The organism is Ruminococcus sp. Marseille-P328, assembly GCF_964249465.1.
Lineage (GTDB): Bacteria > Bacillota > Clostridia > Lachnospirales > Lachnospiraceae > Blautia_A > Blautia_A faecis.
In genome coordinates this window covers 200,466-221,124 of sequence record NZ_CAXUBQ010000002.1, presented here as the reverse complement: position 1 = coordinate 221,124, position 20,659 = coordinate 200,466, and the positions used below count along the sequence as shown (strand labels likewise).

19 protein-coding genes and 3 pseudogenes are annotated in these 20,659 nt (G+C 41.2%); 6 read left to right on the top strand and 16 right to left on the bottom strand.

Going from position 1 to position 20,659, the window contains the following annotated elements:
* Positions 1-127: 127 nt before the first annotated feature.
* From ACESTK_RS02940 to sdaAB, 3 genes are all read right to left on the bottom strand, one after another.
* On the bottom strand, positions 128-1,297 hold the full coding sequence (locus ACESTK_RS02940) for an acyltransferase family protein (RefSeq protein WP_373118560.1): 1,170 nt from the start codon (positions 1,295-1,297) through the stop codon (positions 128-130).
* Positions 1,298-1,459: 162 nt separating this feature from the next.
* Positions 1,460-2,347: an L-serine ammonia-lyase, iron-sulfur-dependent, subunit alpha gene (gene sdaAA, locus ACESTK_RS02935; RefSeq protein ID WP_187566496.1), complete on the bottom strand. Its 888-nt coding sequence runs from the start codon at positions 2,345-2,347 to the stop codon at positions 1,460-1,462.
* A gap of 102 nt (positions 2,348-2,449) precedes the next feature.
* Entirely contained in the window at positions 2,450-3,109 is a 660-nt protein-coding gene (gene sdaAB, locus ACESTK_RS02930; RefSeq protein ID WP_187566498.1) for an L-serine ammonia-lyase, iron-sulfur-dependent subunit beta, read from the bottom strand.
* A 331-nt stretch (positions 3,110-3,440) separates the two neighbouring features.
* Here sdaAB and tagD point away from each other — a divergent pair, with 331 nt between their 5' ends.
* Positions 3,441-3,830, top strand: a complete 390-nt coding sequence (tagD, locus tag ACESTK_RS02925; RefSeq protein WP_118584161.1) for a glycerol-3-phosphate cytidylyltransferase — start codon at positions 3,441-3,443, stop codon at positions 3,828-3,830.
* A gap of 73 nt (positions 3,831-3,903) precedes the next feature.
* Here tagD and ACESTK_RS02920 read toward each other — a convergent pair.
* A pseudogene (locus ACESTK_RS02920) lies at positions 3,904-4,008 on the bottom strand (DUF6783 domain-containing protein); the annotation flags it as partial.
* Between ACESTK_RS02920 and ACESTK_RS02915 the strand changes: the two are divergent.
* Positions 3,991-4,161, top strand: a pseudogene (locus tag ACESTK_RS02915) (DUF6783 domain-containing protein); the annotation flags it as partial. The pseudogenes ACESTK_RS02920 and ACESTK_RS02915 sit on opposite strands and share 18 nt — an antisense overlap.
* Here ACESTK_RS02915 and ACESTK_RS02910 read toward each other — a convergent pair.
* Positions 4,108-5,607: an alpha-N-arabinofuranosidase gene (locus ACESTK_RS02910; RefSeq protein WP_373118558.1), complete on the bottom strand. Its 1,500-nt coding sequence runs from the start codon at positions 5,605-5,607 to the stop codon at positions 4,108-4,110. The pseudogene ACESTK_RS02915 and the gene ACESTK_RS02910 sit on opposite strands and share 54 nt — an antisense overlap.
* Before the next feature lie 164 nt (positions 5,608-5,771).
* Here ACESTK_RS02910 and ACESTK_RS02905 point away from each other — a divergent pair, with 164 nt between their 5' ends.
* Positions 5,772-6,590, top strand: a complete 819-nt coding sequence (locus tag ACESTK_RS02905) for a helix-turn-helix transcriptional regulator (protein WP_226854220.1) — start codon at positions 5,772-5,774, stop codon at positions 6,588-6,590.
* Positions 6,591-6,594: 4 nt separating this feature from the next.
* On the opposite strand, the gene ACESTK_RS02900 is transcribed toward ACESTK_RS02905, so the two are convergent.
* The 8 genes from ACESTK_RS02900 to ACESTK_RS02865 all read right to left on the bottom strand — a co-directional run bounded on the left by ACESTK_RS02900 (position 6,595) and on the right by ACESTK_RS02865 (position 15,403).
* Entirely contained in the window at positions 6,595-7,413 is an 819-nt protein-coding gene (locus tag ACESTK_RS02900; protein ID WP_373118556.1) for a glycosyltransferase family 2 protein, read from the bottom strand.
* 69 nt (positions 7,414-7,482) lie between these two features.
* Positions 7,483-8,115 carry a DUF5052 family protein gene (locus ACESTK_RS02895; RefSeq protein ID WP_173772516.1) on the bottom strand — a complete coding sequence of 211 codons (633 nt, stop codon included), beginning with the start codon at positions 8,113-8,115 and terminating at the stop codon, positions 7,483-7,485.
* A 258-nt stretch (positions 8,116-8,373) separates the two neighbouring features.
* The gene (locus ACESTK_RS02890; RefSeq protein ID WP_272066898.1) at positions 8,374-9,285 is read right to left on the bottom strand and encodes a type IV pilin protein; all 912 of its coding nucleotides are present in this window, start codon (positions 9,283-9,285) and stop codon (positions 8,374-8,376) included.
* Between the two features lie 424 nt (positions 9,286-9,709).
* Positions 9,710-10,525 (bottom strand): prepilin-type N-terminal cleavage/methylation domain-containing protein, encoded by an 816-nt coding sequence (locus ACESTK_RS02885; RefSeq protein WP_204452410.1) that lies wholly within the window; start codon positions 10,523-10,525, stop codon positions 9,710-9,712.
* A 329-nt stretch (positions 10,526-10,854) separates the two neighbouring features.
* Positions 10,855-11,727: a hypothetical protein gene (locus tag ACESTK_RS02880; RefSeq protein ID WP_373118553.1), complete on the bottom strand. Its 873-nt coding sequence runs from the start codon at positions 11,725-11,727 to the stop codon at positions 10,855-10,857.
* A 368-nt stretch (positions 11,728-12,095) separates the two neighbouring features.
* Positions 12,096-14,198: a hypothetical protein gene (locus tag ACESTK_RS02875; protein WP_373118550.1), complete on the bottom strand. Its 2,103-nt coding sequence runs from the start codon at positions 14,196-14,198 to the stop codon at positions 12,096-12,098.
* The gene (locus tag ACESTK_RS02870; protein ID WP_226854216.1) at positions 14,195-14,443 is read right to left on the bottom strand and encodes a hypothetical protein; all 249 of its coding nucleotides are present in this window, start codon (positions 14,441-14,443) and stop codon (positions 14,195-14,197) included. The genes ACESTK_RS02875 and ACESTK_RS02870 overlap by 4 nt, the downstream gene beginning before the upstream one ends.
* Before the next feature lie 525 nt (positions 14,444-14,968).
* On the bottom strand, positions 14,969-15,403 hold the full coding sequence (locus ACESTK_RS02865) for a recombinase family protein (RefSeq protein ID WP_207748695.1): 435 nt from the start codon (positions 15,401-15,403) through the stop codon (positions 14,969-14,971).
* Positions 15,404-15,557: 154 nt separating this feature from the next.
* Here ACESTK_RS02865 and ACESTK_RS02860 point away from each other — a divergent pair, with 154 nt between their 5' ends.
* Together ACESTK_RS02860 and ACESTK_RS02855 are read left to right on the top strand one after the other, a co-directional pair.
* Positions 15,558-16,523: a hypothetical protein gene (locus ACESTK_RS02860; protein ID WP_373118546.1), complete on the top strand. Its 966-nt coding sequence runs from the start codon at positions 15,558-15,560 to the stop codon at positions 16,521-16,523.
* A gap of 230 nt (positions 16,524-16,753) precedes the next feature.
* Positions 16,754-17,272 carry a transposase gene (locus tag ACESTK_RS02855; protein WP_187565857.1) on the top strand — a complete coding sequence of 173 codons (519 nt, stop codon included), beginning with the start codon at positions 16,754-16,756 and terminating at the stop codon, positions 17,270-17,272.
* A 290-nt stretch (positions 17,273-17,562) separates the two neighbouring features.
* Here the strand turns inward: ACESTK_RS02855 and dprA are convergent, their stop codons facing one another.
* From dprA to ACESTK_RS02840, 3 genes are read right to left on the bottom strand one after another with little or no spacing between them, the layout of a single operon-like run.
* Complete coding sequence (gene dprA, locus ACESTK_RS02850) at positions 17,563-18,288, bottom strand: DNA-processing protein DprA (RefSeq protein ID WP_270413683.1); 726 nt, start codon at positions 18,286-18,288, stop codon at positions 17,563-17,565.
* A gap of 13 nt (positions 18,289-18,301) precedes the next feature.
* A complete protein-coding gene (locus tag ACESTK_RS02845) occupies positions 18,302-18,841 on the bottom strand; it encodes a phosphoribosyltransferase (protein WP_173772530.1) in 540 nt (179 codons plus the stop codon).
* Positions 18,842-18,892: 51 nt separating this feature from the next.
* Positions 18,893-19,495 carry a GTP pyrophosphokinase family protein gene (locus ACESTK_RS02840; RefSeq protein WP_270413682.1) on the bottom strand — a complete coding sequence of 201 codons (603 nt, stop codon included), beginning with the start codon at positions 19,493-19,495 and terminating at the stop codon, positions 18,893-18,895.
* A gap of 214 nt (positions 19,496-19,709) precedes the next feature.
* Here ACESTK_RS02840 and ACESTK_RS02835 point away from each other — a divergent pair.
* Positions 19,710-20,108 (top strand): annotated as a pseudogene (locus ACESTK_RS02835) (glycosyltransferase family 2 protein); the annotation flags it as partial.
* Positions 20,109-20,659 lie beyond the last annotated feature (551 nt).

Genomic DNA, 20,659 nt, shown 5'->3' with positions numbered 1-20,659 from the left:
TAAGTCATTATGAAAGAATATCTGCTTTACAAAAATATTCCCGGGTTTAACAAAAATATAACTCTTTTTTTACTGTGAAACCACTGAACTGCTGTCTCTTTCTTAATAAGAAAAGAAAGACAATCCGTCAGGACTGCCCTTCTTCATGATCTTCTTTCTCTTCTGCATCAAAGGAGGTATCCCATGTGGCAGCCAGCTCTTCGATAGCCATTCTTCGCTGAGCCAGTACTGCAAACCGGTCTTCCTCTTCACTATCATATTCGTCTTCCAGGCCTTCATCCTCAACCTTCTTCTCACGTTTAAAAAGAATGAAGGTGATCAGTCCCATAACATTGGTATAGACCCAGTCCACCGGAAGACTTCCAAGTATCAGTACAAACAGAACTGACACTCCAAACAACGCCCATACATTCATCAGCTGCGGAATATTCAGGATCATAAGTCCGTTCATCAGAATCATGATGGGATAATGGAAAAAGTAAATTCCCATTGTGTTTCTTCCCAGGAAAATAAATGGATGGCGTTTATCTGGCATCAGCACCAGCAATGCAAAAATAACCGTAAAGGAAATCAGATACATCATTCCTCTGACTACCATTCCCTGCACATTGTCCATTCCACTTGCAAGATAGGAATGATTGCCTCGGAAAAGGTCTACCGGAATATTATTTCCGATCATATAATTGGTCGCCACAAACAGAAGAATGATCACGAAAAGTGCAACCACGATCTTGCCTTTAAATTTGCGGATCACCTTGGTGTATTCACTCTTCCATAAATATCCTGCCACAAAAAACGGGAAAAATACCACAATTCTTGAAGCTGATAAAAATGTACTGAATTCCATTCTGGTTCCTGCCCACAGCGCAAAAATAATGCTGAGAGGTACAATAAACCTTATTTTTCCAAATGCTTCTATGGTCAGACGGTATGCAAACAACGCAAGCACATACCACATAACGGTTCCGGAAGGACGGAGCAGTTCATAATCCATTTTATTTCCCAGCCAGATCTGCGCTGCCCAGGTAAGTGTATAACCCAGAATATATGGAATCAATAAATTCTTAACATTCTTCATCACATCCTGAGGCTTCTTGGACAGATAACCGGAAATAAATATGAACGCCGGCATATGAAATATGGTAATTCCATACCACACAAAACGCACAACCTGATGTGCTTTAACCAGCTGGAATGCAATGATATGATTAAAAACCACCAGAAAAATCAAAAATATTTTTATATTATCCACAAGGTAGGAATATGGAATTTCCTGTTCCTTCGTATTCTTGCTCATTTTAGCCACCTTTATACTTTGACATAATTATTTTCAGACATGTCAGTTTTATGAATAAAGGATAACATATTTTTGTGGTTTTTGGAATAACTTTTTAATATTTTAACGTGTTTTGAAATATTTTCCTGTGGTTTTGTGTTACTGATGAACCGCAATAATGTATTATTTCATTTCTCCAAAAACCTGCTGGTGCAGTTTGCGCCCTGTAGGTGTTGCCGCCAGGCCACCCTCTGCTGTTTCTTTAAGGGCAGTGGGCATCACATCTCCTACCTTTTTCATAGTCCAGATCACCTCGTCAGCCGGAATTGCACTTCGGATTCCGGCCAGAGCCAGTTCTGCTGCCACAAATGCCCCAGCTACGCCTGATGCATTTCTCTTAATGCATGGAATTTCAACCAGCCCTGCAACAGGGTCACATACAAGACCCAGAATATTTTTTAGGGCAGTGGCTACTGCCGACTGGATCATATCAGGTGTGCCGCCGGCAAGTTCCACAATTGCCGCCGCTGCCATGGCAGATGCAGAACCGCACTCAGCCTGACAACCTCCCTGCGCTCCTGCAAGTGACGCATTATTGGCAATTACCATTCCCACTGCAGATGCTGTGAAAAGGGACATGACGCATTCCTCTTCTGTAAGCTGGTACTGCTCCTGCATGGTGAGTACAGCTGCCGGTACAATGCCGCAGCTTCCTGCTGTAGGCGCTGCTACGATTCTTCCCATGGAAGCGTTCAGTTCTGATACTGCAAGGGCACGATAGAGGGCACCTCCAAGAAGGGGACCTGTAAGATTTTTCCCTTGCTCTACAGCAGTGCGCATGCGATAGGCATCTCCACCAGTGAGGCCGCTTGTGCTTTTCAGATCCGGGGCGCTGCCAGGCTGGATACAGGATGCCATAACCCGATAGTTTTCCCTCATTTTTTCATATATTTCCTGCTTCGGCAGTTCCATCTGCTCCGCCTGCTGCTCCAGAACCAAAGCGGACAGACGACAGTTGTTCTCCTTCGCTGCCTTCAGCAGGGATTCTATTGAGTGGTAGTTTAGATCCACAGTGAATTCTCCTTTACCGTATTTTTAGTGGGGTGAGATGTTTTTCAAAAAGGGACGCATTTGGGCAATGTCGGCTGGAACTTCGACCCACTAACTAGCAATTTATACACGCTCTAACATCGTACTAGAATATATATTCTCCAGCCGGTTAATCTTCTCATTGAGTTCCGGGACAAAGTGGCTGTCGCTCTCGATTGTCATTACTGCTACGCCGCCCTTGGTCTCACGCGCCAGGTGGAAATTGCAGATATTCACCCCATACTCTGCCATCAGCTCTGTAACCGCAGCAATCGTCCCTGGTGCATCCTTGTGAAGCACGATCAAAGCAGGATTCTGCCCGGTAAGGGCAACCTCCATTCCATTCACCCGGGTGATCAAGATATTCCCCCCGCCAATACTGCTGCCCCGAAGAGACACCTTTTCCCCATCTGCTGCAGTCAAAGTGATCTCCGCAGTATTCGGGTGCGTATCCTCCAGTTCACCAGTCTCGATCTGGATTTCCAGCCCCTCCTTTTTCGCCACATCAAGGGAAAAACGGATACGCTCATCATCTGTCTGCATTCCCAGTATTCCCGCTACAAGAGCCTTATCCGTGCCGTGTCCCTTATAGGTTTTCGCAAAAGAACCATGCAAAAATATGTGCGCTTTCACCGGAGTTTTTCCAAGAAGAGCCCTTGTCATCAGACCGATCCGGGCTGCTCCCGCAGTATGTGAGCTGGACGGTCCGATCATAACCGGCCCCAGAATGTCAAATACATTCATACTTATTTTCCTCTTCCTTTTATTCATCCACTGCCATTTTTCGTTTTCGGCAGCCTACAGATGTTTTCACGTTACCGCTCACATCTGCACTGTTATTGTTCCATCTTAACATTAAAACATACCTTTTACAACATGGATAAAGGGTAACTGTTTACTTCTTGTTTACTGTTCACTCCATTCACAGTAACGCGCTTCGCAATGCACAATACTCCCGATAAATAATCTTATGTTTCCTTTCTACCTAGACTGTGGTAAAATAGTTCTATGTAAATCGCCTGGAACCATTCCGGCAAGACTATTTTCAGATTTCTTTATGAAAGGCACACAATTCATGAAACGAGTGATTACTTACGGTACCTTTGATTTACTTCACTATGGGCACATTAATCTGCTGCGCAGGGCGAAAGCTTATGGTGACTACCTGATCGTAGCTTTATCTACAGATGAATTTAACTGGAACGAGAAGCATAAAAAATGCTATTTCTCTTATGAAAAAAGAAAATCCCTGCTGGAAGCCATCCGCTACGTAGATCTGGTAATTCCGGAGGAGAACTGGGAGCAGAAGGTAAGTGATATTAAAGAATACCACGTAGATACCTTTGTTATGGGTGACGATTGGGAAGGGAAGTTTGACTTTCTGAAGCCTTACTGCGACGTGGTGTACCTTCCGAGGACACCGGAGATTTCTACTACGCAGATTAAGGCGGATCTGCAGAAGTAGGAAGCATTGGTAATTATATAGTCAGAGATTTCGTATGATTCATGCAGGTTACGAAATCTCTGACTTTTTTATTTCATGACAACAATGTGCACACTTCCCAAAAACAATTTGCAGGATGTGCGTCACAATTTATTGGAGATTTTGTCCGGATGAAGGCGCCGTAGCGGGCTACGGCAACTGAATTCGGGCAAAATATACCGCAAAGTGGGGCGTGCAGATTGCGGGAATGATTTTTCAAACACGCTCTAACACAGCATCTGCAAATATTTATCCCGGACTACTTAGCAAGACGGATCATATTCCAGCTGTGTTTTCCAAGCACAGTACTTAATTTACCGCCGTCAATCCGGCTTGCAGCGGATTCCACAGGCACAACCTTTTCGGGATCCGCTTCTGTATTTACAGCTTTCATATCGTCATTAGTAAGTACAATGTGTTCTTTCACCTGATAGCCTTCAAACTGGCGCAAATCGCAGCTTACCTCCAGATCTTCCTCAAGACTTTTATTCACTGCAAAAATTGTAAGAGTATCTTTCTCCTCATTCCATACGCACACAGAATCCAGATACGAAACATCACAGTAATTCCTGCTGTCATATACCGGAGCCAGTACCTGTGTATTCAACACAGTTCCTCTTCCGAAAATGCTTGTGTACATATATGGATAAAAGATAGTCTGGCGCCATGCACCTGTATCGGAGGTCATGATCGGCGCGATTACATTTACCAGCTGTGCCAGGCATGCCATTTTCACACGGTCTGCATGGCGAAGTAAAGTGATCAGCATGCTTCCAACCAGAAGGGCATCTTCGAAATTATAAATATCCTCAAGCTGATGTGGAGCCTGTCCCCATTTTTCCAGTTTCTCGTCGGCCGCATTGCTGTGATACCACACATTCCACTCATCAAAGGAAAGATTAATGCGCTTTTTGCCATGCTTTTTCGCACGGACAGCGTCGCAGATGCTGACTACGCCGGAAATAAAGTCATCCATCCCTTTGGAATTTGCAAGAAAATCAGGGGTGTCATCAGCAGCATTGCCGTAATACTGGTGAAGGGACATATAATCCACCAGATCATAGCACTCGTCCAGAACCGTGTACTCCCAATCTCCAAATGTCGGCATCATCAGATTGGAGCTTCCGCAGGCAACAGTCTCAATCTCCGGATCCAGCATTTTCATAATGCGGGAAGTCTCCGCTGCAGTTCTTCCATATTCATATGCAGTCTTATGTCCCATCTGCCATGGACCATCCATTTCATTTCCCAGACACCAGGTCTTAATGTTATGCGGCTCTGCATGGCCGTTGGCCTTACGCATGTCGCTGTAATAGGTACCGCCCTTAAAATTACAGTATTCCAGAAGATTTCTGGCTTCCTCCGGTCCTCTTGTTCCAAGATTCACTGCCATCATGATATCTGTGTCTGCTTTCTTCGCCCAGTCCACGAACTCGTCCAGGCCAAAGTGATTGTTCTCGATCACACCCCAGGCAAGTTCCGGTCTGGCAGGTCTTAGATCCTTCGGTCCAACACTGTCTTCCCATTTAAAGCCGGAAACAAAGTTGCCTCCCGGATAACGGACAATCGGAACCTGAAGCTCCCTTACCAGTTCCAGAGTATCTTTACGAAAGCCCTGCTCGTCAGACAGCGGGCTGCCCTCCTGATAGATTCCTTCATAAACAGCACGTCCCAGCTGTTCAATAAAAGAACCGAAAATCCGCTTATCCACCTTGCCGGTGAGGAAATATTTATCGATGATGATCTGTGCTTTTTTCATGGTGTCCTCCTTATATGGTGCCAATTGTATGGCATTTTTCTGCTCTTTATGTATCTATTATTTTAATGGCATACGATTTTTTTACCAGTTTTTTTCTTCCGATATAGTTGACTTTTTTTCCGATAATGATTACAGTAAAAAAAATGGTGAAAGGAGTCCAGAGCATGAATTTTCACGAATCTGCAGACAGGGATTTTTCCATTCAGTTCTGCGAATACAACTATTCAAACCCTGATTATGATCAGATCTACCGTCCCAACGGAAGCGGAGACTATCTGTTTTTGCTTTTTAAGACACCCATGAAGGTTTATCTGGATAAAAAACTCAGTATTTCCAAGGAAAATGCCTGTATTCTCTATGCCCCCGGATATGAGCAGTATTATAAGGCTGTTCACAGGTTCCGGAACAGCTACCTTCATTTTTCCTGTAAGGCAGATCTGAAAAAACAGTATGGAATCCCACTTAACACTGTTTTTTATCCGGGAAACTGTGAAGAGATCGATGCCTGCATCCGGCTCCTTCACAAAGAACATATAGCAAATGATTTATTTTCCGATGAATACGAGTATACTCTCTTTCAGCAGCTTATGATTACGATTGCAAGGGGACTTAAAAGCCATCAGATACATGGAAGTGGAACAGAAGGAGACAATCTTTATTCTGCATTTCGAAAGCTTCGGCTGGAAATGCTCACGAACTACGCTAAGCCATGGGACACCACAGAGCTTTGTAAAACGGTCAGCCTGGAAAAAAGCCAGTTCTATTCCTGCTATCAGAAATTTTTCCAGAGTACCCCTCATGCAGATTTGCTTCAGATCCGTATGGATAAGGCAAAGAACCTGCTGACAAATGAAGCACTGACTGTCCAGCAGATTGCGCAGATGTGCGGATTTTCAGATTTTTCCCATTTCAGCAGATATTTCAGGAAACAGGCAGGATGCTCTCCCCTGCAATGGCGTAGGAAAATGGGAGAGCCCCATTGATACTTTAACGATATTTCCAGATTCCGTGAAATGCATAGGACAAAAAGAAACAGGCACTTCTCAGCGGTCCATAGCCAACGTAACGGTACACCTGATAGGTCATGATGGCAGATTTGGCTTTGTTTCTTGACTTTCCGCCCTGGGACAGACGATATTTCAGATAGGGCCTATTAATTCCTGTGGCATGTCCGTATTTTCGCACCACCTTCAGCCAGGTGATATAATCCTCATGGCTATCATCATGCTCCATGGGAAATTCCAGTGCCACCTCACGGAGAATCAGAACGGAAGAACAGTTAATGCTGTTATGTTTCAGAAGCTCATGATAATCCAGCCTGGATTTAACCGGAATATACTTGCCTGTAAAGGTTCCGTCCGGATTCATGAGATCACGTCCTGTGGAGCAGATTACATCACCGGTCATTTCAAGAGCGGCCAGCTGTGCCGCCAGCTTTCCCTCTTCCCACCAGTCATCTGCATCCAGAAATGCCACATATCTGCCTTTCGCAACAGACACACCACGGTTACGGGAACCGGCAGCACCGAGATTGCGCTCATTTTTTATATAAACAAAATCCGGTCTGTTTTCCCATGGAATGAGCGCTTCCCGGGTTCCATCAACAGAGCCGTCATCAATAACAATCAGCTCCAGTGGTACATCCTGTGCATAAACAGACTGCACTGCCCGGGCGATGTATTTCTCTCCATTATATACGGGCATGATTACAGATACCGCTGGTCGCATTTCTTCCCCTGATGCCCTCTTGGATTGCTGCATTTTTTCTGCATTTTTCACTCGTAGCCCTGGTTCTGTAAGTTCCATTTGTAACTCCTCTTATCTTTCACTTTCTATCATTATAAAACATCCGATTTCTTAAATACGCACTTATCTTTAAAGAAGGTCTTTATCAATAATCTGGTAGTTCGCCCGGTGTATATACAGTGCCTTCCCATCGACCATAAGCTTTGTCATTTTCGGCAGATCGTCCGGAATTTCCCAATAAACATTATCCCCGGAAAATGCAGCGATAGGCTGTCCAAGCTGGGATTTGATGACCACAACCCTGGATTTGCCGAAATCATTTTTGTACCGGTTCAAAACCCTTGCCAGAGCTGCATTATCCGTGATTCCGTTCCCACCGTTACTGTTGACCTCGTCCAATGAGAAATCCACCTCCGGTTCCAGCCCCTTCTGAACAAATACACAGGTGTCTCCGCAGCTTTCGATTTCTTTTCCATCAATGGTAATCGTGATTACTGAAGACAGATCATAGCCGGTTACTGCTCTTCCATCGCTGTCATAGCTGACAGTTTCGATTTTATTTCCGGTAATGCTGATTTTCTTTCCAGAAGTTTTCAAGGTCTGATTCCCATAATTATCATAGGTATATACGGTATAATTGTTTCCGATCAATGAGCCATGAATTTCATTAATAATGGAACCCAGCTTACTGCAGCCGGTGAGCGCAACTACCAGAATTGCGGACAAAAGGACTGCAAATATCCTCTTCTTTTTCTTTTGCATTTTTCTTCTCTCCATGTGTTTTTATGTTTGATATGCTTCCGCTATAACTTGAATCAAAAGATAGTTACAGATTTATAGTAGCATGACAAATCACAGAATACAAGATGAATCACTGTACCACATACTCTAAATTTTTATACATTATATCGTTTTTTTAAGCTTAATAGTTGTGTTTGAAAAAATAGTTGAAAATAGCGTAGTAGCAAATTAAACTACTACGCTTAAAACTTCTAACTTCAACCCATTACTAATAAAAATCTATTTACTACTATTAATTTTAGTCCAGTTCCACGTATTTGTTGGTGGAGCAATCTCATACTTAGAGTCTATATGACATATATAATAATCAGTTCCATCAAAGTACAATTGTCCTCGTTGTAAATTTTCAAGACAATTTTGATGATTATCATTTTCTTTTAAATTGGCAGATGTTAATGGTTCAATCTTTTTAAGTTCTGGAAATTGCCATTGATAATTTCCTGTCGGACTACCCTTTGCATCATATTTTTGATTATTAATACAAACATATAATTTCCCATTATAAGAATAAACATTTCCTCTAATACCATTAAATGCAATTTCTGGATAAGAATGTATAGGTGCTGTTAAACCTCCTATTATGTTCGTAGGCGGAATATTTTGATTAGAATTATCTGGATTTGATGGATCTGTTCCGGGATTTTCGCTTGGATTATTACTTCCATTATCCCCAACAGTTCCACCACTCCACACAAACGAAACATATTCTGAATTTGTCCCTTCCGCTGGATGATATGTAATTACACAAGATCCATTAGGTCCTGGATTTCCAACCCATTGGGGTTCTCCTGTGCCTGACGATACTCCACCAATGGTAATTGGAAGCGGTGTTTGCCAGCCATCTTTTTGCTGTTTTAAGGGTTTTACAGTAATGGAATAATCACCGTTATTTTTCCATATTGTTTCACTACTATTCTTAGTATATGTAGCCATAGTATCCCCTGTAATTGCAGCCATCATTACTTCTGCATAAGCCGACCTAACATCTGAAAGATCCACCGCTTCGCGGCTCCGTTCCAACTGACTGGTAAAAACGGGAATAGCGATTGCAACTAAAACGCCAATTATTGCCACAACAATCAAAAGTTCCGCCAGAGTAAACCCCCTAACAGATTTCATTTTACTTCTCATAAACATCCCTTTTTCTTATGTTTTTTTGCAAAAAACATACTTTTTCTTTTTAATGATAGCATATAGATATGAAGAAATCCACCTGCATTTTCGACAAAATACCATATAATTTTCGTAAGAATTGCGCTGAAAAGGGGATGTCAGTTAATACCACATTTCGGCATTTCCAGCAGTAATTAAAAGTATCCCAACAAGGACGAGACTTGTTTGCCTTCTACCTTGCGAGAAATTCTTTTTTCTATGAATTGATTAACAAGACGTCCTCAACTTGACAAGATTAGCTCTGTTACTTTCTTTTTCGTATTTTTGCGCTCCATTTCAACTCCAGCAATTTTTCCAACATCATATTCCTCCCTATACCGGAGCTCTTCTTCCTCTTTTCGATTATGTTCGCAATTATTCAATATCCGCACAGACTGTGTTTTCAATTATTTACCTGCATAAAAGAGACTGATGTAATGCATACCGAATCTTTTCTTTCTTGACCTTTCGGGACTTCAAAAGAAATTCGCACATCATCATCGCGCCCTTTTTCATGCGTATAATCAAATTCATATTTCCCCCAATTTTGAACATTTTGTTCAAGGTAGGTATTATTGCCATTTCTATTTGACAATCTAACCTTTAGATTCGCGCCACACTCTTCTATATTAACAACAAGTTTGTATTTTTTATTCGCCTGTAACATAATCGTTCCATCGCCACCCTGTTTTAGCACACTATCCTTATGAGAAAAAGGCGTTAGAATTGCCTTTCCATTCTCAAACTTCGCATTTATTACCTCCCAACCGGATGTGCTATCCCAGGAACTGCTATCTATCAGGATATTATTTTCCCCATTTGAGTCGCTATCACCATTTTGGCTTTCCCCCTCAAACTTAATGTAAACCGTTTCTGTATCAGCATGATATTCTACCCACGCCTGTGTCCCGGGAATTCCTTCAATAACAGAAAAATTTCCCAGACTATTGGGGATTGTCTCCGTTTGCCAGTCTGGCTGTTTTTGCCTAAGATTGATTTTTTCAAAATCTTTTCCATCAATATTCACATTTCCATCGACTGTAATTGCTTCATCCATAACCTGTGCATACTGTGCCCTTATATTTGCAGCATCGGCTGCTTCTCGGCTTTTTTCAAGCAGGCTGGTAAATATGGGAATACCTATTGCCACCAATACTGCTATTATGGCAACAACAATGAGAAGCTCTGCCAGTGTAAAACCTTTTCTTTTTTTCTTCATAGTTCCTTTGCTCCATAAACGAACATGTCTCCTATCGGCGACAGTACTGTATATGCCTGAATTAGTCAAATACAATTGCGATTCTTAGAATAGAGTAACATATAAGCTCGTGAAGTACAATGTAATAAATGAAAATACTGAGGTTGAACTATATTTACCCAAAGAATTGTAATTCTTCTGGAATTAAATTGGGTGGCTGCTATCAAAGGCTGCCACCCAATTTTACCCTTATGCAATTCCCAACTCCGCCATCAGTTTTTTTCGATACTTTTTATTATTACTTGCCTGCAATAAATCATTAATACGCCCAGCAGAGACTAACTTTTGAATTAATTCATTCGTTCTTCTGTCTTACGTTCGCCCTCACGTCTGCCCTCACGAATACCTTCCTGTTTGCTGTCTCTCATCATATCATCAAACGCCTTGCACATATCAAATTCACCTCCCACCGTTTCAACATCTCTCTTTATAAGTTTCATGGCCCTAATTCCCGACATTACAGTAAGTAGGTCAAATGTGTCTTCTTCTAGTTTGGAGAAAACCTCTTCATTTGCCTTTACATACTCCCGTAAAGCCGTTTTGTCATTCGTTCTTTGCAAAAATCCACAAACCTGTTGTAAATCGGTCTGGAACCAGTGTATATTTTTGAAATAATACACTTCAAAAAGCAGCATTGGTGTCTCGAAAAATAATTTCTGCAGTTCTTCTGGAAAATCATTTGCTCCGGTCAGATCATCCATTTTGAAGGCTGCACGCCAGTGCTCTTGTCCAAAATAGATTACAATTTGAAGCACAGGGTAAAAATGATCGGTCTTTTTCATTCCCGAAAGCCGCTCGGCATTATCTTTTAAATCATTACAGTTCTTATGATCCTTTTGCAGTTTTTTCCACTGATTATAATAGTCAATTCCTTTCTCGTGCAAAAGTCTGACCGGCATTGCATAATGCTCCAGTGTTTGTATCTGAATCATAAACTGAAATTTCAGACTCTTCCACGTCACTGCAACAGACAGATCTGGTGTATTTTCTATAGCGACAACTTTATTCTTTTCCCGATAGACATTATGCAGCACTGGATTTTTCTCCAACAGATTATCTTCTGTAATAACCTGCCTGCCATGAAAAACCATTCCATTCAGAAGATCCACTATCCGTCGTGGATCCTTAAAGTACTCAATTGATGTGGCGTTCTTTTCCCGCATGCACACTCCTTTCTTGGTATGAAAAAGTTATATAAAGTCATGTGTACAATACAAGAACGAACATTTTGTACTATCATTAGTATATACATATATTTTGTATTTTTCAAGTATTAGTATACAAAAGTACAACTTTACAACAACTATTTCATCCCCACGCAAAATATTCATAACGAAATGGAATTACCTGACCGAATGGTCAGATTTAGATTTTTCTTTTGTAAAAGTAAATTAAGTATACGACTTAACGAAGGGCAATGTCAATCAAAAAAATTGAGGATTATGTATATGATTTTCATAAGAATTGTGCAGAAAAGCAGACCAGAAATGACTTCTGGCCTGCCCGGTAAAAAGAATTATTTAAATTGAAATCACCCAAATTTCCTCATATTACTAAAGTCTGTCAGGTCGATCATCTGTGTTTCGCCGACTTCACCGGTTGGGCTCATCGGGCATACGGCGTAATTTCGTGTTTCGCTTTCTATCGTAAGTTTAGCCACATAATGCCAGCGAGACCATTCCTCAGTGCCTCTCTGATAATCACCATAACAATTGTGAATATCATCAAACCCACCGATTAACTTTGCAAAATCACAAAGGGCTGCCGGTGATGTGCAGGAATCCCAACGATAAGATACAAAAAATGGAGTATTAGGTTCTGCAGCCAGAGATACCAGATAATTTCCATGTACCGTTACATATTTGAAGCGACCTGGCTCTGTGAGATAATCACTTACAGCGTCCATTTTTTCAAATGGAGTCATATCGGAAGTTGTAACTTTATTGATAATGTCAGTCATCCATGCTTTCTCAGCCTGGTCATAATCCATAACATTTAATGCCACTGTTTTTGCAACCGTGTAACCAGACATGGAGTATTCTCGGAATTCGATATCGTAAGTTCCTGCTTTTTCAAAATATACATATCCGATATAACCGCCTTTTACTTTTTTCAGGGAAGTGGTCTCGGAATCGCCGTTTTCATAAGGAATATCATCATATATGTGCGTTGTTCCACCTGAATACACATTTATCAAAGGGCTTTCTCCATCACAGATCAGTCTAAAAGAATTCAGATCCTGATTGTCTGTTTTTATAAAAAGAGGTTTGATACACTGTGTGTAAATATCTGCTTTCTGCTTGTCCAAACCATAAATTTCATAGGTATATTTAGCAGGTGTTATGCCTTTCGTATCATATATTGGCAAATCTACTTTACGAATTTCGCTCCACGGTCCAACGACTTTTACATTATTGCGGATGGTGTAAGAACGTACTTTTGCATAATAACTGCGGCCTGAGTCTAAATAATAGAAACTCACACTTCCTATCCCGTCATCTTCACCGATTGTTCGCATATCCTGAACACTGTATGCAAACTTATCATTGTAAGAAAGATAACCTTCGTAACCAACATAAGGATCTGACTGGGAAAAAGTTCCCGGGCAGTTCAAATCCACCCATCCGTCACCATAATCTATTGACTTGATGGCTGGAACAGGAAGGGTGCTGTCAACGGTTTCAGATGTCACTACATAAGAAGTCTCAGTATGCGGATTGTATAGCTTCTGGGTAACTGAAACCGTGGAAGTAATTTTTTGTCCATAAATATCCGTGATGGTAATCACGCATTTCCCAGGCTCAAGCGTCGCAAATAAGTGGCTGTTTCCGCCTTCAGCTTCATCTGTGGAATATACAACAGCCGGATCAGAAATATTAATGTCTTTGATTCCATTTGAAATTTCAATCTCATAATACCTTCCGCTTTCCAGGGTTATATTTGCTTTTCCCTCTTCGAGCGTTAATTTCGGAACCGGCTTAGGGGTAGGCGTTGTATTTGAAGTATTTTCTTTTGACTTTCCGCTTGTTTTGCAATGTTCTGTGGAAGACCATTTGGAATAATATTTCTTTCCTTTAATGGCCATGTAGGTACGGGCTTGCATATAATATGTAGTTCCGGCTTTCAGTCCATTGAGGGAAACGGTGTTGTTTTTGTTTCCTTTGACTGTTATGGTTTTCGCATTTTTTAATTTGGAATTTGTGGCATAGCGCAGCTGGTAACCGCTGGTCTGAGCGGTTTGCCTTTTTATTACCACACTGGCAGTCTTTTTTCCAACATAACCACCCATTACCTGGGTCTTTGGAGGCAAAATGGTAAACTGCTTTTTCACTTTGCCGGTATAAGCACCTTTTCCAATAATCTGAACCGTATAGGTGCCTACCTTTTTGCAGCCCTTGGAATACTTCAGAACATAGTTTTTCTTCTCTTTCAGGGCTTTGCCCTTATAGGTGACGCTTACCTTCGGGCGCTGGACTTTTTGATTGTAGGTGAGTTTGGTGGCTGATAGTTTAATCTTGGTGTTTTTCAGATTTACCTTTGCAGCGGCAAATACCTGGCTTGTACTGCACAGCAGAAGCAGGGAAATGATGAGGCAAAGACGAACCAGCCGATGAAGGTGGTGATTCTTTTTCATAAATTTTTGCTCCTTCCTGCTAATTCCAAAACATGTTCTTTGCTAATTTTCAGTAAAGCCGCAATCTTTTCAATGCCCATTCCATCCTGAAGTAACGAATTGACAATTTCTTTTGTTTTCAATTCCTTTCCTTCCTGTATTCCCTCTTGTATTCCTTTTTGTATTCCACTTTGCTCCCCAGCCTCAAACTCAGCTTTTCTCAATTTACGTTCTTCCTCTTCTTTGTCATATTCAAATATACTCACTGCGATAACCTCCGCTCTATTTTTCCGAAGAAATTCTTCCAGAATTTCCTCCTGAATACATTCATCTACAGCTTTTTGAACAGCTGTTTCCAGTTGCATATATTTTGCATATTTACGAACCCGCGCTACATATATTGCATATTCCCTTAGTATCTGGCACTGTTCCATCAATTCCCTGTTACTGCCTTCATAGCATCCGGAATATCGTGACCTTGTAGTTTCTGTTTACCATAGGCTGGTCCTCCTTTTCTTTGCAGGAGTCAGAAAAGACAAGCTAAGCATACATACCTTTCATTCAGAACTCCTGCTCTTCTTCGTTAATGGGTAAAAAGCATGGATTTCTGATGTGTGATTAGATAAATCAGATGGCGGATATGCCTTGAACTATATGAGAAATATGCTTTTTATCATAATAACATTGAAGTTCTTGATTTACAAGTATTTTTCGAAAGTCTGCTAAATTCTTTTGCTTTCTTTCTTCACAGCCTATTCCCCTGGTAACGGGAATGATTTTTCAAACACGCTCTAATCCGTCACCAGCCTTACGCCATCCATAAACAAAATCTCACACCCCTTATCACCCCCAATTATAATTTCCCCAATCACCATTCTCGTATTCTTCGCCACCTGGAACCAGTCAGGATACTTTTCGGTCAGCTCTTTCATCTGTGCTGCGCGTAAGCGCTCCAGGGCATTTCCCTGGGCAATATCTTTCTCCCAACCTGACAGAAGATTTTCTCTCTGGGATACCAGCTGTGCCGCGTCCCATATTTCCCGCTCTATGATTGCTTCATGATCATTTTCCACATAATACTGTGTCAGTTTTCCATCGTTCTTTTCCAGCTCTTTCGTAAGAAAATCCCGGATATAATACTTCTGCATAAGCAGATCTCCCTTGTACTTTTCATTTTGAAGGATGCGAACGACCGAAACCGCAGCCCAACGAGATTCGCCATGCACCACAGTTTTGCAGTAACATATGCTCACTTATCGCTTGAAAACCTTTTGTTTCCTTGCTTTCAGGCTTTTTTTATTTTTAAATTTCGTCATATTTTACTAGCGTTTTGTATCGTTTTGTGGTGCAATAAATATTATACGAAACGGAGTGCTTGCTATGTACCTCAAAAAAACACCAAACCTGAATGGCCGGATTCGCCTTTCCATTGTTGACACCTATTACGATAAAGCTAAGAAATGCTCCCGCCAGAAAACAGTAGAATCTATTGGCTGGCTAGACGAATTAGAAAAAAAATATGATGACCCTATTGCTCACTTTCAAAAAAGAGTCGAGCAGCTAAAAGCTGAAAAAGCAGCCAGACAGGCTCCCCTCCACTTTACTTTTTACGATTCTGATCGCCTTTGTTTAGGTGACAAGCTGAGAAAAAACTTTGGCTATGCTGCACTGAGCCAGATCTACCATGAGCTCGGTCTCCATACTTTCCTAACGAACCGGCAGCGCCGCTCAAAAGAACAGTATGATGCCAATACCATCATGAAGATGCTGGTCTATTCCAGACTTCTTTTCCCTGCTTCAAAGAAATCTTCCTATGATGATCGGGAACATTTCTTTGAGAAAACAGACTACTCTTTAGACGATGTTTACCGCTGTCTGTCTTTCCTTGACAAATATAAAGAAAACTTGCAGATCTGGCTAAATGACCATATCAAAGAGAATTATGGCAGGGATACCAGCCTCATCTATTATGATGTTACAAACTACTATTTTGAGACAGATGAGCAAACCGATTTTCTCCGTAAAGGAGTTTCAAAAGAACATCGTCCAAATCCAATTGTGCAGATGGGACTTTTCATGGATAATCAGGGAATTCCTATTACTTATGAGCTTTTTCCCGGAAATACCAATGACTGTCTGACCTACAGACCTAACTTTGGACGCATCAAAAAGCAGTTTGATCTTGGCAGAGTCATTTCCGTTGCTGACAAAGGAATGACAACAGGTGATAACATCTGGTACACGATCAACACGCCCACTCATGACGGATATGTTTTCAGTATGTCCATCCGGGGCGCAGAAAAAAGCATCAAGGACTATATTCTGGAACAGGAAGGTTATGAATGACTTGGTACAGAATACAAGCGGAAATCCCGCAAGTCTCCAAGAACAATCCAAGTATCCTCTGTTTCGGGCAAAAAAATAAAAAAGCAGGTAAATGAGAAACAGGTTGTCTTCTGGAGTGAAAAATATGCCAAACGAGCAAAAGCAGAGCGTGAAGCTGCACTGACAAAAGCAAGAGACCTGGCAAAAAATCCAGGGAATTATATAAGAGCCACGTCTTATGGTGCTGCAAAATATGTCAAAAAATAGACTATGACAAAGAAACCGGAGAAATCCTTACCGCCTCTTCTGGGCTGGACATTGATGAGGACAAAATCCGGGAGGAAGAATCACTGGATGGTTACTACATGCTCTTAACCAGCGAAATGGAGACATCTGACGACGAGATTATCGATATGTACCGAGGTTTATGGAGAATTGAGGAATCTTTTAAAGTAACCAAAAGTGAACTGGAAGCCAGACCCGTGTATGTCTGGACAAAAGAACATATCGAAGCACATTTCCTTACCTGTTTTGTAGCTTTGACAATCGCTAGAATACTGGAAAATAAACTGGAGCGAAAATACAGCATCGGAACTATTTTGGAATCTCTGTCAAAAGCCAAATGCAGCCTAATCCAGCAAAACTATTATCTGTTTGATTATTACGATGAAGTTTTAAAAGATATCGAAAGAGTTACAGATATTGATTTTGGAAAACGTATCCGTACGCTAGGGGAAATAAAAAAAGTTTTAGCAAAGACCCAAAAATAGAAAAAACACCATGAAAATCTGACAAAGCAGAAAGCCCGCCAAGCCCTGTATTTACTGGGTTTGACGGGTGTTTTATATCCATTTAGCTGCAAAAGTCAGGGTCTTTCGCAACTGTTAGAATATGAAAAGAGTATGCGAACTACGGCATTTTTGCCATTTATTCCGTACGAAAAATAAGATAAAAAAGTAGAAATGATGTAGAATATTTTTCAATAAAATTTGTACTAAAACAGAACATAAAAATCCCCACGAGAAACAATGCTGCTTTTCTGTTTCTCGTGGGGAAATAGTTATACAAAATCAAAACTCAATTGCGTATATTCTTCTATATCTGCAATTTCACATAAATAGTTCTCTAAATCCTCATTGGTTTTAATCACTGCTGCCTGATATAAATTCTCCAAAACATTATTTCCTGTAGAATATTTCAACAAACCGTGATAATAACAAGCCAGGCGGCGATTCTGTTTTTTTGCATACTCTGCAGTATGCATAGTACCACTTTTTTCCATAGCTTCTACTACCAGAACCCCCTGAGACATGCCACTTTGAAGTCGGTCGCGCTGCACGAAACGATATTTCTCAGGTCTTGTTCCTTCGGGATATTCGCTAATAAGACATCCGCCCTGCTTTAAAACTTCTTCTGCAATCCATTGATTAGATTTCGGATATATTTCATTTATTCCGCAAGGAAGAACCACTGCGCATTTCCCCCCTGCTGCCAGAGCCCCCTTTAGAGCTTCTGTATCACAGCCAAGTGCAAGACCATTTACAAGATTAAAACCATTTTTGCCTATAATACTGCCCGCATTATAAGCCAACTTAGCACCTACAGCCGATATCTTACGTGATCCTACAACCGCAATACTTTTATGCTCATTCAAAATATCAATATTTCCTCTATAGTACAAAACCTCTGGCCGGTCTTTTATTTTTTTCAAATCATGTGGATAATTTGTTTCATCAACTCGACAGATTTTTATTTCCTGCCATAGTGTTGTTTTCTTTTCTTCCATAAGCTTTTCCATTTTATATTGCCTTACCCAATGCAAACATTTCTACATTAGCGGCTCCACGATTTAATAAAATTTCTTTGCAGACATACAGAGAGTTTCCAGTTGTAGTTACGTCATCCATCAATAATACAATGTCTCCGCTTATGTCTATATCCTCTACCGTATCAATAGACTGCATATGAACTGACAGATTCCTGCTTCCTCCTGTTGCAAGCTTGTTGATTGAATGGCTTCTTCTTAAAAAATATACTTTATTATCCCTTCCATTGGCAGCAAGCATTTCTCCTAGTTTTCCAATTCCGGATTCTCTTTTTTCCGCATTACTGGAAGGTACCACACAAATAGTTACTCCGGGGCATATCTCACAATCCAGTAAATTGTAAAAATATTTAATCGCCGATGGTTTCTTATCCTTCAAATCCAATATTTTCCCGCTAAACACATCAAACAATGGATTCTTTATCTTTCGTTCTCTGTCCAGCCAATATTTATGATAGTTACTGTAAACTACAATTTCACCAGTTCCGTTCCATGCTTCATTTACAAACACCATGTTTATAGCCTCCTTCGAACAAATGTTTTCTTTATTTTATCAGATTGCTACTCACATTTCAACCGGATGATCATTATATTTCTCAAACTCCTTTTCCATCTTTTCCAGAATATTGGAGTATTGGAGGAGTTCGGCTACACGTTGTTCTTTGTTGTCGTATTGTTTCTTGTAGGAGACGCGGTGTTCCATGGCGGCCCAGAAGTCCATGGAGATGGTGCGCAGCTGGATTTCTACCGGATAGTATTCGTTTGCATCCAGACAGCAGACATTTACGCCGAGAATGACATGATGGCTGCGATAACCGTTGGGCTTGGGGCTCTCAATATAGTTTCTCTCACGGATGAAAATAAGGTCTAGCTGCTTCTTTAACATGTTTATCAGATTATTTACATCACCAACAAAATAGCAGATAATACGCACCCCCGCAATATCCTGCAACTGATCCTTGGCATTTTCCAAGGTTGGCTCGAAGCCATGACGCACCAGTTTTTCCTCAATGCTGTCCTTCTTTTTGATCCGGTACTGTACGTTATGAACGGGTTTCCCCGTCTTTGTTTTATAAATAGAGTGGTTCAGCACTTCCAGACGTGTCAGCAATAGCTTCATCGCATCCTCATACGGCTGAATAAGCTCATAATACTCCTTGTCAGTCATAAGTAAAAACCCTCCTTCTCGTTTCCCATGGTACTATATAAATGTGTTCATTTGGTGAGAACGAAATAAACAGAAAATAAATTACTGTTCACTCCCTTCCTTTTCCCCTTGAAATCCCCCTGTCGAACTGGTACTATTATAGGTAAAAGATTGACGAAATAACTGTAATTTTGACTTGAAATATCGGAATTAGGAATGGGGTAGAGAGTTTTTGATGAAGTCTTTTAAAGTCAGCATCATTTTACCGGTGTATAACGTGGAAAAATACCTGAGCGCGTGCCTGGACAGCTTATTGGCACAGACACTTGAGGAAATAGAGATCGTAGCTGTCAATGATGGCAGTACAGATGGAAGCCTGCAGATTCTGCAGGCTTATCAGTCGTTAAATCCGGAGAAGCTTTTTATATTTTCCACAGAGAACCACGGCGTCAGCAGGGCACGAAATTACGGTTTTGCCCATTCCCATGGAGAATATGTCTGGTTTGTAGACAGCGATGACTTCGTAGAGCCTGACGCCTGCAGACTTCTTTATGAAAAAGCTACCGCTGACGGAAACGACCTGGTTCTTTTCCGTTACTATAATGTAGATTCTGAGACCGGAGTCCGTAAGGAATACATTGCATCCTGTCATAATCAGAATTTCCGCGTTGCAGACAAGCCCTATGAATTACCTGCGATTTCTCCATACCCATGGATCAAGTTCATTCACAGAGGCCTGTTTAACGGACTTTGTTTCCCGGAAGGAATCCGGTTTGAAGATCTTCCGGTGGCCTATCTTCTGGCTGTGAAAGCCCGTTCCATCGGATACGTGGATCAGTGCTTCTATAATTACAGAAAAAATGTAGGATTCCTCAGCCGTCTCACGCCTTCCACCCTTCACATCCGGAATGCCATTATTTTTATGAAGGAAGAAATGGAGAAGCTGGGGCTGTTTGAACAATATCAGACAGAGCTGGATTTCATTGCTGTGCGTCATTTTTTCTACCGTTTCTGGAAGCTTCTCACCAACTATGAGACTGACCAGAAAGAACTGAAGCTGCAATTGATCAATGAGCTTTTCGATTATATGGAGTCCAATATTCCGGACTGGGAGAACAATCATTATGTCCGATATTCACTTCCGCCACATATTGGGCGGTTGCTCTGTCTTTATGGTTCCAGACA

Excerpts from the sequence above, each read along its gene's own strand:
- ACESTK_RS02905 (WP_226854220.1), top strand. The coding sequence starts at position 5,772 with ATGAATTTTCACGAATCTGCAGACAGGGATTTTTCCATTCAGTTCTGC.
- ACESTK_RS02910 (WP_373118558.1), bottom strand. The coding sequence starts at position 5,607 with ATGAAAAAAGCACAGATCATCATCGATAAATATTTCCTCACCGGCAAG.
- dprA (WP_270413683.1), bottom strand. The coding sequence starts at position 18,288 with ATGGAAGAAAAGAAAACAACACTATGGCAGGAAATAAAAATCTGTCGA.
- ACESTK_RS02890 (WP_272066898.1), bottom strand. The coding sequence starts at position 9,285 with ATGAGAAGTAAAATGAAATCTGTTAGGGGGTTTACTCTGGCGGAACTT.
- sdaAB (WP_187566498.1), bottom strand. The coding sequence starts at position 3,109 with ATGAATGTATTTGACATTCTGGGGCCGGTTATGATCGGACCGTCCAGC.
- ACESTK_RS02880 (WP_373118553.1), bottom strand. The coding sequence starts at position 11,727 with ATGCGGGAAAAGAACGCCACATCAATTGAGTACTTTAAGGATCCACGA.
- ACESTK_RS02940 (WP_373118560.1), bottom strand. The coding sequence starts at position 1,297 with ATGAGCAAGAATACGAAGGAACAGGAAATTCCATATTCCTACCTTGTG.
- ACESTK_RS02895 (WP_173772516.1), bottom strand. The coding sequence starts at position 8,115 with ATGCAAAAGAAAAAGAAGAGGATATTTGCAGTCCTTTTGTCCGCAATT.
- ACESTK_RS02885 (WP_204452410.1), bottom strand. The coding sequence starts at position 10,525 with ATGAAGAAAAAAAGAAAAGGTTTTACACTGGCAGAGCTTCTCATTGTT.
- ACESTK_RS02875 (WP_373118550.1), bottom strand. The coding sequence starts at position 14,198 with ATGAAAAAGAATCACCACCTTCATCGGCTGGTTCGTCTTTGCCTCATC.
- ACESTK_RS02845 (WP_173772530.1), bottom strand. The coding sequence starts at position 18,841 with ATGGTGTTTGTAAATGAAGCATGGAACGGAACTGGTGAAATTGTAGTT.
- ACESTK_RS02840 (WP_270413682.1), bottom strand. The coding sequence starts at position 19,495 with ATGACTGACAAGGAGTATTATGAGCTTATTCAGCCGTATGAGGATGCG.
- ACESTK_RS02900 (WP_373118556.1), bottom strand. The coding sequence starts at position 7,413 with ATGGAACTTACAGAACCAGGGCTACGAGTGAAAAATGCAGAAAAAATG.
- tagD (WP_118584161.1), top strand. The coding sequence starts at position 3,441 with ATGAAACGAGTGATTACTTACGGTACCTTTGATTTACTTCACTATGGG.
- ACESTK_RS02860 (WP_373118546.1), top strand. The coding sequence starts at position 15,558 with ATGTACCTCAAAAAAACACCAAACCTGAATGGCCGGATTCGCCTTTCC.